Raw genomic sequence first — 13,833 nt, 5'->3', positions numbered from 1 at the left:
TGGCTCAGCGATCAAGCAGTGGCATGACCAGGCGGCCAAAGCGCTCAGCTTCTTCGTGGTGCGGGTAGCCGGAGAGGCAGAACCCGCTGCAACCTGCGTCGACAAACGCCAGCAATTGATCCGCGACCTGCTGCGGGTTACCGACCACCGCGACACCCGCGCCAGGGCGGACTTCAGTGATACCGGTCCACAGGTGCGGGGTCATTTTGCGGCCCACGGTCTGGGAGAGCTCTTTCTGCCGTTGGTTGGCCACAGACTCTGCCATCATGGTCTTGACCTCGCCGAGCCAGGTCGGATCGGCACCCGTGATCAACGCGTCTGCTGCAGCCCAGGCTTCTTCTTCGGTTTCCCGACAGATGATCTGCAGGCGCATGGCGAATTCGATTTCTTCGCCACGCCCGTACTTGGCTGCACGCTCGCGCATTTCCAGGATTTGCTCGGCAATACGTTCCGGGTAGTCACCCCAGAACAGATGCACGGCCGAGTGCTTGGCGGAAATTTCCGCTGCCTGCTCTGAGCCGCCCCCCAGGAAGAACGGCGGGTGCGGCTTCTGGAAGTTTTCCAGGGTCTTTCTCGGCCCATGCACCTGATAGTACTTGCCGTTGTATTCGACCCCTTCCTCTGTCCAGAGGCGTTTCATCAGTTCGACCTCTTCCTCCATTTGCTCGTAACGAGCCTCCTTGGAGGCGATTGAGCCTTCGGCGTAGGCATCCTTTTCGCTGAGGCCTGCGATCAGGTTGACGTAGATACGGCCTTGAGAAAGCTGGTCGAAAGTGGAAAACATCCTGGCCTGCGCCACGGGGTGGATGATGCCAGGCTTGACCGCGACCAGCGCCTTGAGCTTTTGGGTGCGAGCAATCAAAAACGATGCGGTCACCCAGGCGTCCCAGCAGTAAGGCGTGACCGGAACCAGCACATAGTCAAAACCGGCTTTTTCAGCAGCCAGGCCCACTCGCTCGAAATGCTCCATGGATTGAGGAAGACTTTTGCTGGGATCACTGAACGCAGTGGTATCGCCTTGTGTAGGGATGAACCAACCCATTTGAAGCTTTTTGTTGTTATTCATGATTCGTGCTCTCGCGTTAATAAAGCGACGAGATGTACTAAATCAAACCCTGGACAATGGTGGAAATGAATAGGTAGCATTCAGGGTATGCACAACATAAATACCAAGACGCTGGATCTGAACCTACTGGTGGTGTTTGCCACGCTGTGGGAGACGCGCAACGTTACGCGTGCGGGCGAACGCCTGGCGCTTAGCCAATCCACTGTCAGCCATGCCTTGCGCCGATTGCGCGAACGCCTTGACGATGAATTGTTTGTGTTGGGGAGTAGCGGGCTTGTGCCGACTCCACGCGCGACTGAATTGATTGCACCCGTGCGCGAGGCGCTCGAAAAAATCGATCAGGCACTGCAGGGCGGTGACACCTTCCATCCCGCTTCAGCGCAACGCAAGTTCCGCATCGCCGCCGGCGATTTTGTGGAGTTTCTGATCCTGCCGAAGTTGATCCAGCACATCTCCCGTGAAGCTCAAGGCGTAATGATCGAAGTGGTTCCGTTGCCTGCGGCCAATGGGCTGTCGACGATGCTGGAAAGTGGTGAGATCGACCTGGTGATCAATACACCCATGACGCTTGGCGCTGGACTGCGCATTGAGCCGATCACCGCCATCGAGTTGGTGACGATGATCTGGGCGCGTGAAGGCGTTCCACCTGGGCGCTTTCCGCTGGAACTCTATCTGCAGCGACCCCAAGTGATGATCGAGATGCATCAACGCAACGGCAACATTATCGATCGAACGCTCACTTCGCTGGGGCTTGAGCGACACATTGGCGCGCTGGTGCAAAACTTCATGGCGATGCCGGTGATCGCAGCGCAAACGGGCTACATCTGCAATTTACCGAAGCTGATCGCAGAGGTGTTTGCCGACGACTTCGGGCTCAGTTGTCATGAGCCACCGGTGGACATTCCTGAGCCCGAATTGGTGGCGTATTGGCACACACGATACGATGCCGATCCTGGGCTGGTGTGGTTACGGGAACGGGTGAAGGACTGCATCGTGAGGTAGGAGCCAGCCTTGGCTGCGATGAACGCACCGCGGTGCATCAGGCAAACCGCAGCGCGTTCATCGCGGCTACAAGCCGGCTCCTACCGACCTGTGTAGGAGCGAGGCTTGCCCGCGAATGCAGTCACCGCAATGCACCAGGCAAACCGCAGCGCGTTCATCGCGGCTAAAGCCGGCTCCTACACCAGTTTAATAGAGGCCGACGGACAACTGTGTCTCCAGCGCTTCGCGATGATCGGGATGAGCGATGTCGAGCATTTTCACAACGCGCTGTTTTACCGTTAACCCGCGCAAGTCCGCTACCCCAAACTCGGTCACGAAAATACCTGCGTTGCTGCGGGCCAGGGTGACCGGCCCTTCAAGTTTGGCGACGATTCGACTGCGTTTTCCAGCGATTGAAGGGAGCGCAATAATGGGCAGCCCGCCTTTGGACAGGTGGGCACCGCGTATAAAGTCATCAGCGCCGCCCACCGCACCGACGTAGTGTCCCGATGCGACTTCCGAGTTAACCTGGCCTGTCAGATCGACCTCCAGCGCCGAATTGATCGCCACCAGGCGATCAATACTCGCCAACACCGAAGCGTCATGGGTGTACTGAGTCGATCGCAGCTCAATGGCCGGGTTGTTGTGGGCAAAGTCATGCAACAAGCGCGAGCCCATCAGGATGCCGCCAATGCTGACACCGCGATCAATGGACTTGCGCCGATTGTTGATGACGCCAGATCGCATCAGGCGTGCCACGCTATCGCCGAGGCTGCCTGAGTGCACCCCCAGGTCTCGATGGTCGCCCAGCGCATCGAGTACCGCATCCGGTATGGCGCCGATGCCCATCTGCAAGGTTGCCCCGTCTTCGACCAGGCCTGCGATATGGCGGGCGATACGCTGATCACTCTCTCGTCTACCCGTCGCCGTGCTTTCCAAGGGTGGGCGGTCGGTATGGACAATGACATCCAGGTCATCATCGCCCAGCGTTCGCTCGCCGTAAGTCCAGGGCGCCTGCTGGTTGACTTCGGCGATGACCAGGCGGGCACTGTCAACGCACTGCAGCAGATACTCGCAGGCCAGGCTCAGGCTGTAGCGACCGCTCGCATTGGCGGGGGCGACCTGAAGCATCAGCACATCGATGCGCAGGGCGCCACTGGCGAGCATTTGGGCGAACGAGGAGTAGTGGCTGGGCAGGATATCCAGCACGCCGGCATCGGCGAGATCCCGATTGCCACCGGCACCGCAATAGGCGAGGAAACTCACGCAATCGGCATGTTCCACTTTGCAGGTCGCACTCTTGTCGATGCCCAGTACGACGGTGAACGCTCCGATGCTGTGACGCTGCTCCATCAGCGCCTGGGTCAGGGGGAGGGGCTCGGCGTTTGCCTGCCCCCACATGACCGTATCACCCAGGCGCACCAGCGAGGTCAGATCCAAGGTTTCCAACGGCAACTGCACCGGCATCGCGAATTCCCTGTCATCAGAATGTGAGTGCGGCCCCTGGGGTTTGCACCCACAAGGGGCCCAACGATTTAAACGATAGAGGAGGGGTGTTTGGCCAGAGGCGTGACCTGAATGGTCATGAACGGGAACAGCGGCAGGCTGGACAGCAAGGCGTGAAGTTCGTCATTGCTTTCGACGTCCAGGATGCTGATGTTGGAATACTGGCCGACGATCCGCCACAGGTGCGGCCACTTGCCGCTTTCCTGCAGTTCGGTGGCGCGCTTCTTTTCGGCAACCTTGATGGCTTCCACTTCTTCGACTGGGATATCGCGCGGGATGTTTACGTCCATTTTTACGTGGTAGAGCATGTGAATCTCCTTGTTTTTATGGATTCAAATGTTCAAGCGTTGTGAGATGAAATCAGAAGGTCCTGGGCCATGCTTGCCACGAGTCGGCCGTCGCGCTGGTAGATATGAGTCATCGTCAGGCTGCGTCCAGACACGCTGCGCACAGCCTCGTTGACGAACAGCAGCCAATCGGTCACATCAAGGTCCGGGCTGTGAAACCAGAGGCTGTGATTCAGATGGCTCACGTAATCGTGTTGCCACAGGTCATCCTGAGGCCGTGGGGCGAAATGGCCGTTGAGCCAACTGCCGGACATATACGCCAGGGCGGCATAGTGCAGGCCTCCTTCGCTTGGCAGCGGTTGATCCAGACGAATCCAGTAGGCGACTTCACTCTGGTCGGCAGCATCCAGGTAACGCTCTGGATTGATCAGGCGGATGTCGAGCAAAGGCCGGGCACTGGCGCGCAACTGCAGTGATTCAGGCTGCAACGCCGTGCTGGCCGTAAGCTCGGACAGGGTCGCCAGGCCCTCGGGGCCTGGGACCTGGCGCGTCAACCTGTGGGTGGTGTCCGCACCGGCCAGGGGCACCTGGAAGCTGGCATTGGCGCTCATGACCATTCCGGTCCCTTGCACACCGTAGATATGGCGGCTGGACAACCTGCGACCGTCCTGCAACGGCTCGACGCTGTACTCAATGCTGTCCTGTGGCCGTGCGCCGTGCAGGAATGTCATCTGCAACATTGCGGGGCGGCGGCCCTCGACAGTCTGCGTCGCCGCCCAGAGCGCTTGCCCCAGCAATTGACCGGCGTAGACCCGACCATTGGCGTTGGTATCGCAGACATAACTCTGCCAGGTGTTATGACCGACGGGCTCAAGGGTCAACAGCTCAGTCAGGTCACGCTGGTCCCAGCTCCAGTGCCCGTTCACCTTTACAGTTCCGCGTGTTCGTGGGTAGCGGCGTGCTGTTGCCTTGAAGGCGTCTTGGCGCGCAGTGCTGAAAAGTCCAGCGGTACGCCCGTCACTTCCTGCAAAAGCTCAGGCGTCATCTCGCCGATCAACTCGATGACCTTGACGCCTTCGGGGGTGATGTCCATCGTGGCCAGTTCGGTGTAGATGCGGCTGACGCAACCCAAACCCGTCAAGGGATAGGTGCAGGCAGGCAACAACTTGCTGTGGCCATCCTTGGCCAGGTGTTCCATCATCACGAACACGCGCTTTGCGCCGATGGCAAGGTCCATGGCGCCGCCAACGGCTGGAATGGCATCGGGGGCACCGGTGTGCCAATTGGCCAGATCACCGGTGGACGATACTTGGAAGGCGCCCAGCACGCAGATATCCAAGTGGCCGCCGCGCATCATGCCAAACGAATCGGCATGATGAAAAAAGGCCGCTCCCGGGCTCAGTTCGATAGGCTCCTTGCCCGCGTTGATCATGTCCCAGTCTTCTTCCCCGGGCGCTGCGGCCTGCCAGCGGCCCAGCACACCATTCTCGCTGTGCAGGAAGTAGTCCTTGTCTTCGGGCAGGTGGTTGGCCACCAGCGTCGGCAGGCCGATACCCAGGTTGACATAAGAGCCCTCGGGAATGTCACGCGCGACCCGCATGGCCATGGCGATTTTTACGTTGTTGTCCATGGTTGCTTATCCTGCCTGGTTCAGAAGATTGGCCGGCGATTGGCGAAGCACCAGGTGCTTCACGTAGATGCCAGGGGTGACCACGGTTTCCGGGTCCAGATCACCCAGCTCGCAGAATTGCTCGATAGAGGCAATGGTGTTTTTGGCGGCCATGGCCATGACCGGGCCGAAATTGCGTGCGGTCTTGCGAAAGGTCAGATTGCCCCAACGGTCTCCCGATTGAGCCTTGATCAGCGCGTAGTCGACGTGAATCGGCAGTTCCAGCACACAGTGGCGACCATCGATCAGCCGAGTCTCTTTGCCTTCGGCCAGCAAGGTGCCGAAACCGGTCGGGGTGTAGAACCCGCCGATACCACAACCGGCGGCCCGCAGGCGCTCCGCGAGGTTGCCCTGGGGGACGATTTCAAGCTCGATCTTGCCGGCCCGATACAGGGTCTCGAACACGTGCGACCCAGCCATCCGCGGGTAGGAGCACAGGATTCGACGCACTTGCCCGGCCTTGAGCAACGCGGCGAGCCCTGAATCGCCTTGGCCGGCGTTATTGCTCACCAGGGTGAGGTCACGTGCGCCTTGTTCGATCAGGGCATTGATGAGCTCGTCAGGCATGCCAGCGCCGCCGAATCCCCCGATGGCAATTGTTGCACCATCCTTGATACCGGCCAGGGCGACCTGGGCGCTGGCGCAAAGCTTATTGATCATGGCTTATGTTCCTAATTGGAAGTTCTTCGCCACAGCTTGCCCAAGGGTGTCGAGCGCTACAATTTCGGACTTCAGAAGCCCTGATTAATCTTTGATTAAGGCCTACGGTAGGAACCGGCGGTTCGGCGCTCCGATTTACCCGCGATGAAGACAGCGCCGTCTGCCTGATGCACCGCGGTGTGGCTATCGGGGTAGGAGCAGAGTTTACTCGCGATGAACGCACCGCGGTTTGCCTGGTGCACCGCGGTGTGGCCATCGCAGCCAAGGCTGGCTCCTACAGGACGTGCGGGGATCAGGCAGGTAGGGTAGGGAGGAGGGGATTGCGGTAGTAATCAATCAAGCTGTTGGCAAACTCGCGAGCGAAGGCCGAAAGGCCCTCGAAATCCTGGGCGCATAATTGGAAGGTGCGAACCGCCCAGGGGTCGAGCAGGCCGCACGAACCGATATGATGATGGCCCTTGAGGCGGTTATAGACCGCTTGCGGCACCACAGCGATGCCGGCGCCCGCTTCGACCATACGGAAAATGGCGTCTGAACTGGCGACCTGTACACGAATGGTGAAGGGGATGTGCAGCGCTGAGGCGGCGCGACTGAGAAACACATGAATGGCGCTGCCTTCCAATAGCGACACGAATTCGTATTGAAGTGCCTCCTTGAAAAACACCTCACTTTTTTCCAGCAGGGGATGGCCAACGGGAGCGATGATCATCAAGCGGCTGGAGACCAGCGGAACCGTTTGCAGGCCTTCGGTGACCACACTGCCGGAGACAATCCCAAGGTCGGCACTGCCTTCGCGGATGCTGCGGATAATGTCATCGCTCAACCGCTCGCGCATGTCGATATGCACATCCGGGTGGGTCTTGAGGTACTCACCCACCACCGGCGGCAAGTACTCGGTGATGGCAGTGGTATTGGCCTGAAGGCGGAACTGGCCCTTTAGCCCGATAGCGAATTGCTGCAATTCGCCGGTCAGCATTTCCAGTTGGGCCAGGACGATACGCGCGTGTTGCAGGTAGGTCTTTCCGGCGTTGGTCAGCGTCACACCCTGGGGTGAACGCTCCAGCAGGCGCATCCCCAGATTGTCCTCCAGGTTCTTGATGCGGTTGCTGGCCGCAGGAACGGAAAGAAACGAGCGCTCGGCACCTCTGGTCAGACTGCTGGTTTGCGCAATGTTGATGAACAAACGGAAATCAGTGATATCGAAATGCATCGCCATGATGAATGCTTCTAGCCAAGGAATAAAACACGGTACTGCCTTGTTGCTTGGGCTGTCCAGAAAGGCGCTCTGCTAGACCCGTTCCATAACGGTGAGCCCTTTCTGGATTTTGCCTACCAGGCCGAGGGCTCGAAGCTGAAACCATCGCCCTGGCGGCGAATGAAGCCGCAATGTGGCTCGCCAAAATGCACGGGCATGATCAGGGCTTCTCGATCGGCGGCGCGGTTGAGAAACGCAAGGCGCGTCTGACGGGCGGTGTCCGCCCAGATGCAGTAGCCCGAGTTCAGGTCGGGCCGGGCGATCTGCAAGGGGCTGTGCAGAATGTCGCCGCAGAACAACCCTTCCTCGCCACCTGAGCGAACGCGGAACGCCACTTGCCCAGGACTGTGCCCCGGCGCGGGCTCGACCACCAGGCAATCGGCAATCTCTTGTGTGGGATCGATCATCACGCCAAGCCCCTCATCGATGATGGGCATGACGCTGTCGAAGAAGGAATCGCCGAACACGTCGATCACCCCAGGCTCCTTGTTTTTGCCTTCCTTGCAGAAAACAAAATCCTCCTTGGGGATGTAGTAGCGTGCATTGGGGAACGTCGGTACCCAACGCCCGTCCTGCCAGGTGGTGTTCCAGCCCACATGATCGGCATGCAGGTGAGTCAGTACCACGTGAGTGACCTTTTCTGGCGGCGCACCCGCGGCAATCATCCATTCGCGCACCAAGGTGTTGAGCATGTTCATGCGTGGGATACCGGCCCTGGGTTTGAAGTTGCCCACGCCAGTGTCGACCACAATGATGTTGCTGCCCGCGTGGACCACCCAGAACTGAATGGTGACGATCAATTTGTTCATGTGCGGCACCCAGTGATGGGGTGCCATCAGTGCCTCGTGTTCTTCCAGCACGCTGCGATCGATATCGGGAAAGAGAAAGGCCGGGTCATGGGTAGGGCCTGCGTATTCCAGGATCCGGGTAACCTTGATATCTCCGATCATGCGTGACTGCATCATGTGGCTATTCCTTCAATCGTGTTTGAGTTCGCGGTTAACAGCTTCAAATTCGCTCGAACAGGGCGGCCATTCCCTGGCCCCCACCGATGCACAGGGTTTCCAGGCCGTAGCGGGCATCGCGCCGACGCATTTCATGCAACAGCGTGGTCATTATCCGTATGCCGGTGGCGCCGATAGGGTGACCCAGGGAGATACCGGAGCCATTGACGTTGACGCGATCGATATCGTCCATGTTCCAGGCCCGCAACACGGCCAGCGCTTGGGCGGCGAAGGCTTCGTTGACTTCGATCAGGTCCATGTCGGCCAGGCTCAGGCCGGTACGTTGAAACAGCCTGGCCGCTGCCGGTACCGGACCAATCCCCATGCGTGCCGGATCGCAGCCCGCCGCTGCCCAATCCACCAGCCGGGCCAGTGGCCGCAGGTTATAGCGTGCCGCGTATTCAGGTGAGACCACCAGGCAGCCGGCGGCGGCATCGTTCTGTTGGCTGGAGTTGCCAGCGGTGCACACACCGTCAGCCAGTAAAGGGCGAAGTTGGCCCAGGGTATCGTGGCTGGCGTCGGCGCGAATGCCTTCGTCGGTCGTGACTTGCACGCTTGCACCGCGTTTACCCGGTACGTCCAGGGGGATCACCTCATCCAGGAATCGACCCTGCTGCCAAGCGCTGGCTGCATTCTGATGGCTGCGCACCGCAAAGCGATCCGCCTCAAGGCGGCTGATTGAGTAGTCGCGAGCCAGGTTTTCGGCCGTTTCCGGCATGCCGGAGATACGCCCAAAACGGGACTCTGGCTGAGACCGCTCGCGGCCGCGCTCCAGGCGATCATGCAGTTTCACGCTGCCGGCACGGGCGCCCCAGCGCATGTCGGTGCTGTAGAACTCGATATTACTCATGCTCTCGACACCGATCACCATCACCGCTTGCGCATGGCCCGTCTGTACTTGCATGGCCGCATTGACGATGGCCTGAAGCCCCGAGCCGCAGCGGCGGTCGAGCGTGTAGCCGGGCACTTCGAGGGGCAAGTCGGCCAGTAGCGCTGCGTAGCGGCCCATGCAGGGCGCTTCGCTGGACGCATAGGATTGGGACACGATGACTTCGTCCAGAGACCCCGGCGCAATGTCCAGGCGGTCCATGAGGGTACGGATGACCGTAGCCGCCAATTGGTCGGCGGTCAGCGAGGCGAGGGCGCCGCCAAACTTGCCGATGGGAGTGCGCAGCGGCGAAACGATCAAAGCGTCCTTCATATCGCAAGAGCCTCTTGTTGTTGTGATGGGATGCGGTGCATGGGTAGCCAGCATGGCGGCCGCTCCGTGCGCTAACAATTCGATTTAGCGAAAGGCCCTCTTTCAGTGTGCTTAAGGCATGGCTCCCGCGGTGCTCATGTTTCGCTGTGCGCAAGTTCTGCTTAAGCAAATCCCAATACCCAGCGCACGACGGGCTCACCATGCTGGGGCTTGCGATCCGTGCGGTCGGGTAACTAATAAGAACAACGACAGGAAACAACCCCCATGCAAAAGCATCGTCTGGCGCGGTCTTGCGCTTTGTATTGCATCACCCCCGTCATGGCGTTTCCCGCTATCGCCAAGGCTGACTTCGTTGAAGGCAGCAGCGTCAATCTCAACCTGCGTAACTATTACTTCAATCGAGATTTCCGTCAGGACAATGCGCCGCAGTCGCAGCGGGTGGAGTGGGCACAGTCATTTATGCTTGACGCCAAGTCCGGGTACACCGACGGGTTGGTCGGCGTGGGCCTGGACGTGTACGGGGCCGTCGGCCTGAAGCTTGATTCCTCGGATGCCCATGCAGGGACTGGCCTGCTGCCTAATGCATTCGGTGACGCAGGGCCTGGGGAATACAGCGATGTATCGGGTGCCTTCAAGGCCAAGGTCTCGAAAACAGTGCTCAAGGTCGGTGGCCTGATGCCCAAGTCGCCGGTGCTGCTGTCCAGCGATGCGCGGTTGATGCCGCCGTTTTTCAACGGCTTGTCGGTGGTGAGCAATGACATCGACAACCTGGTCGTCGATGCAGGCCAGATCCGCAGTGTCAATTTTCGAAATGCCAGCAGTAATCATGATGACCTGCGCACGGCGAATTTTGCCGCCAGCAGTGACCGCTTCAATTACGCAGGCGCCGCCTACAGTGTCTACCCGCAGCTCACAGCCTCCTTTTGGCGCGCCGAATTGGAAGACGTCTACCAACAGAATTACTACGGCTTGCTGGCTTCGCAAAAATGGGGGGATTGGACACTGGGGGCTAACGCGGGTTATTTCGACAGTTCTGAGGTGGGCGGGCGGCGAGCCGGCACTATCGACAACGGTCTGACCACCCTGCTGTTATCCGCCAACAGGGGGAGCCACACCTTGAGGCTGGGCTACCAGGACAACCGCGGGCAAACGGCTTTTCCCTTTTTGCAGGACGCAGACCCCAATGCTGCAAACGTCGTGCAGATTCTCGACTTTACCCGTGCGCAGGAGCGTTCCTGGCAGGCACGCTACGACCTGGACTTCGCCGGATTCGGGGTGCCTGGGCTGACGGCTTTCACGCGCTATCTGCGCGGTGATGGTTATTCGGTGGCCGGCAGTGATGGCCATGAGTGGGAGCGCGACCTGGACGTGAGCTATGTCGTCCAGAGCGGCCCGCTCAAGAACCTGGGCGTGCGCTGGCGCAATGCAATGGTGCGTTCGGACATGATCGGTGAGCTGAACGAGAACCGCTTGATCGTCTCCTACAGCATTGCTCTGAGGTAGGAGCCGGCTTTAGCCGCGATGAACGCACCGCGGTTTACCTGATGCACCGCGGCGAGGCCATCGCAGCCAAGGCTAGCTCCTACAGGACGGTGGCACGCTTTGGGTAGGAGCCGGCTTTAGCCGCGATGAACGCACCGCGGTTTACCTGATGCACCTCGGTGTGGCCATCGCAGCCAAGGCTAGCACCTACAGGACGGTGGCACGCTTTGGGTAGGAGCCGGCTTTAGCCGCGATGAACGCACCGCGGTTTGCCTGATGTACCGCGGCGAGGCCATCGCAGCCAAGGCTAGCACCTACAGGACGGTGGCACGCTTTGGGTAGGAGCCGGCTTTAGCCGCGATGAATGCACCGCGGTTTACTAAGACGGCCCTGACTGATTAGGGAAAGCAAAAGGCAGGCTTTCAATAACTCAAATAGGCGCACACGAGAATCTAAGAGAAGCTCGACGGCACTGAGATACCCATAACAATAAAGGATGCTCCCATGTTCTCCTGGTACAAGAGCGGCTCCGCACGTGAGAAAAAAACCTTCTGGGCCTGCTATGCAGGATGGGCCCTGGATTCCTACGACATGCAGATGTTCAGTTTCCTGCTGCCAACCCTGATGGCCATCTGGGGCCTGACCAAGGGCGAGGCGGGCATCGTCGGCACCTCGGCGCTGCTGTCCGCCGCGCTGGGCGGCTGGGTCGCGGGTATCCTGAGCGATCGCTTCGGGCGAGTACGCATCCTGATCTTTACCGTGTGCTGGTTTACCTTGTTCGGGGTCGTTGCCGGGTTTGCCCAGAACTTTGAGCAACTGCTGGTGGCGCGAACGCTTCAGGGGCTGGGTTTCGGGGGTGAGTGGGCGGTAGGCGTGGCCTTGATGGCTGAGGTGATCAACCCGAAAAACCGCGGTAAGGCGCTGGGCTTTGTCCAGTCCGGCTTCGCCCTGGGGTGGTCGGCTGCGGTGCTGATCGTGACAGCCATTCTGGCTTATGTCCCGGCGGAATATGCGTGGCGTGTCGCTTTTTGGGTCGGGGTGCTTCCGGCGCTGGTGGTCATTTTCATTCGCCGCAACGTCAAGGATTCCCAGGCGTTCGAGCAGGCACGCCAATCCAATGTCGAAAAGGCCACGATCTGGACGGTATTTTCCAAGCGATACATTCGAGTCAGCATGTTGTCCAGCCTGCTGGTGATCGGCTTGCAGGCCGGGTGCTACGTCATCCTGGTATGGACACCTTCACTGATGGCGGAGCGCGGTGTCGAGAAGGGGTCGCTGATCGTGACCATCCTGATCATGGCTGCGGGCAGCTTCTGCGGATTTTGCGCCACCGCCTACCTCTCTGACCGGCTCGGTCGTCGCCCCACCCTGATCATGCTGTCGCTGGGCTCCTGGATCGTGACCGTCGCCTATATGTTTGTGCCCTTCAACGTATTCGTGGCGCATTTGATGGGCTTTCTGGTCGGCGCGTTTGCGATCGGGATGTTCGCGGCACTGGGGCCGTTCCTGAGTGAACAATTTCCTACCCAGGTTCGAACCACCTGCATGGGGTTTTCCTACAACGTCGGTAAATCCATCGGTGCGCTGGCTGTGACGGGCGTTGGCCTGCTGGCGGCCAAATTTGGCCTGGCACAAACGGTCGGCGGATTTTGCCTGGTCGCTTACGCACTGGCGGTGTCGGCCCTGATGCTGCTGCCTGAAACCAAGGGCATCCGCCTGGACACCATCGTCCCGGATACTGACGAGCCACTGCTGCAACCCTTTGCGAACAACGTAGTCGAGAAACTCAAATGATCAGAATTGTCTATCTGCTGGTAAAGCCTGAAACCATGAGCGACGAAGTCTTCAAGCGCGAATGCATCCTCCACTTCGACATGAGCGAGGGCATGCCGGGCCTGCACAAATACGAAGTACGGTTGGTGGCAAGCAACCCAAGCGATACCCACGTCCCCTACCTGGATGTCGGCCCTGTGCATGCCATTGGTGAGTGCTGGTTCCTGGATGACGAGCATTACCAAGTCTACATGGAGGCCGACAAGCGAAAGGCCTGGTTCGAACACGGCAAGACTTTCATTGGGCAGCTCAAGCCATTTGTGACTGAAGAAATAGCCAGTACTTGATCGTGATCTTGATCCTCAAGCACAGAAAATCCAGACACCGCGGATGTCCCTTCAGGAGGCCGACTGGAGCGCCTGCGCAGTGGTGCATGAGCCCCACGAGGTGCCTGCCTTGGTTTTTCCTTTGTTCTTGAGATCGAGCGCCGCCCGCGCGGCGCATCGCGGCTAAAGCCTGCTCCTACATTTGTTGCAACGTGCCATGGCCTGTGAGATTGGAGTTGTCAGCCACGCGCAATCCCACCGAAACCCAAAAAGATCCAAAGCCGAACCACCAAGGGCTAACAACGCCGATCCCACAGAAAATGGCACGTTGCAACAAATGTAGGAGCAGGCTTTAGCCGCGAATGCGCCGCGCGGGCGGCGCTCGATGTAAGCAACAGCACAAAACCCAAGGCAAGCGCCTGGAGGCCTTGATACGACCTTCCTCCCTGGGGTAAGGGCCATGGATGGCCCGCAAGCGCCGATGGGCCATGGACGGCCCGTCGGCGCGGCCCCACGGAGCAGGTGCGGAGGGAGGGAACCCGGAGCGCAGCGTAGGGCCGGATGCGGGGACCAGGCGTTTTGGTTACTTTTGCGCCCGGCAAAAGTGACACGCCGTAAGGGCG

General features: G+C 59.5%; 13 protein-coding genes. 4 read left to right on the top strand and 9 right to left on the bottom strand.

What is annotated here, in order from left to right; translation table 11 throughout:
- Positions 1-4: 4 nt before the first annotated feature.
- Positions 5-1,066 carry an LLM class flavin-dependent oxidoreductase gene (locus tag AC3IX4_RS17065; protein ID WP_489256592.1) on the bottom strand — a complete coding sequence of 354 codons (1,062 nt, stop codon included), beginning with the start codon at positions 1,064-1,066 and terminating at the stop codon, positions 5-7.
- Positions 1,067-1,153: 87 nt separating this feature from the next.
- Between AC3IX4_RS17065 and AC3IX4_RS17060 the strand changes: the two genes are divergently transcribed.
- On the top strand, positions 1,154-2,068 hold the full coding sequence (locus AC3IX4_RS17060; RefSeq protein WP_489256591.1) for a LysR family transcriptional regulator: 915 nt from the start codon (positions 1,154-1,156) through the stop codon (positions 2,066-2,068).
- Between the two features lie 186 nt (positions 2,069-2,254).
- On the opposite strand, the gene AC3IX4_RS17055 is transcribed toward AC3IX4_RS17060, so the two are convergent.
- The 8 genes from AC3IX4_RS17055 to AC3IX4_RS17020 form a co-directional block, all read right to left on the bottom strand.
- Positions 2,255-3,514 carry an acetyl-CoA hydrolase/transferase family protein gene (locus AC3IX4_RS17055; protein ID WP_489256590.1) on the bottom strand — a complete coding sequence of 420 codons (1,260 nt, stop codon included), beginning with the start codon at positions 3,512-3,514 and terminating at the stop codon, positions 2,255-2,257.
- Positions 3,515-3,582: 68 nt separating this feature from the next.
- Positions 3,583-3,861 (bottom strand): muconolactone Delta-isomerase, encoded by a 279-nt coding sequence (gene catC / locus AC3IX4_RS17050; protein ID WP_489256589.1) that lies wholly within the window; start codon positions 3,859-3,861, stop codon positions 3,583-3,585.
- A gap of 32 nt (positions 3,862-3,893) precedes the next feature.
- Positions 3,894-4,766 (bottom strand): acyl-CoA thioesterase, encoded by an 873-nt coding sequence (locus AC3IX4_RS17045; protein ID WP_489256588.1) that lies wholly within the window; start codon positions 4,764-4,766, stop codon positions 3,894-3,896.
- A 2-nt stretch (positions 4,767-4,768) separates the two neighbouring features.
- On the bottom strand, positions 4,769-5,470 hold the full coding sequence (locus AC3IX4_RS17040; protein WP_489256587.1) for a 3-oxoacid CoA-transferase subunit B: 702 nt from the start codon (positions 5,468-5,470) through the stop codon (positions 4,769-4,771).
- A gap of 6 nt (positions 5,471-5,476) precedes the next feature.
- A complete protein-coding gene (locus AC3IX4_RS17035) occupies positions 5,477-6,169 on the bottom strand; it encodes a 3-oxoacid CoA-transferase subunit A (protein WP_489256586.1) in 693 nt (230 codons plus the stop codon).
- Between the two features lie 292 nt (positions 6,170-6,461).
- Positions 6,462-7,385 (bottom strand): LysR substrate-binding domain-containing protein, encoded by a 924-nt coding sequence (locus AC3IX4_RS17030; RefSeq protein WP_489256585.1) that lies wholly within the window; start codon positions 7,383-7,385, stop codon positions 6,462-6,464.
- Between the two features lie 113 nt (positions 7,386-7,498).
- The gene (locus AC3IX4_RS17025) at positions 7,499-8,389 is read right to left on the bottom strand and encodes an MBL fold metallo-hydrolase (RefSeq protein ID WP_489256584.1); all 891 of its coding nucleotides are present in this window, start codon (positions 8,387-8,389) and stop codon (positions 7,499-7,501) included.
- A gap of 43 nt (positions 8,390-8,432) precedes the next feature.
- Positions 8,433-9,629, bottom strand: a complete 1,197-nt coding sequence (locus tag AC3IX4_RS17020) for an acetyl-CoA C-acetyltransferase (RefSeq protein ID WP_489256583.1) — start codon at positions 9,627-9,629, stop codon at positions 8,433-8,435.
- Between the two features lie 264 nt (positions 9,630-9,893).
- On the opposite strand from AC3IX4_RS17020, the gene AC3IX4_RS17015 reads away from it, so the two are divergent.
- The 3 genes from AC3IX4_RS17015 to AC3IX4_RS17005 all read left to right on the top strand — a co-directional run bounded on the left by AC3IX4_RS17015 (position 9,894) and on the right by AC3IX4_RS17005 (position 13,231).
- Positions 9,894-11,132 (top strand): OprD family porin, encoded by a 1,239-nt coding sequence (locus AC3IX4_RS17015; RefSeq protein ID WP_489256582.1) that lies wholly within the window; start codon positions 9,894-9,896, stop codon positions 11,130-11,132.
- A 483-nt stretch (positions 11,133-11,615) separates the two neighbouring features.
- The gene (locus AC3IX4_RS17010) at positions 11,616-12,905 is read left to right on the top strand and encodes an MFS transporter (protein WP_489256581.1); all 1,290 of its coding nucleotides are present in this window, start codon (positions 11,616-11,618) and stop codon (positions 12,903-12,905) included.
- The gene (locus tag AC3IX4_RS17005) at positions 12,902-13,231 is read left to right on the top strand and encodes an EthD domain-containing protein (RefSeq protein WP_489256580.1); all 330 of its coding nucleotides are present in this window, start codon (positions 12,902-12,904) and stop codon (positions 13,229-13,231) included. The genes AC3IX4_RS17010 and AC3IX4_RS17005 overlap by 4 nt, the downstream gene beginning before the upstream one ends.
- The last annotated feature ends 602 nt before the right edge of the window (positions 13,232-13,833 follow it).

The sequence above is a fragment of the Pseudomonas sp. KH_021 genome, assembly GCF_057838865.1.
Note: the sequence above shows the minus strand (reverse complement) of the source record. Positions and strands in the feature narration are given on the sequence as shown.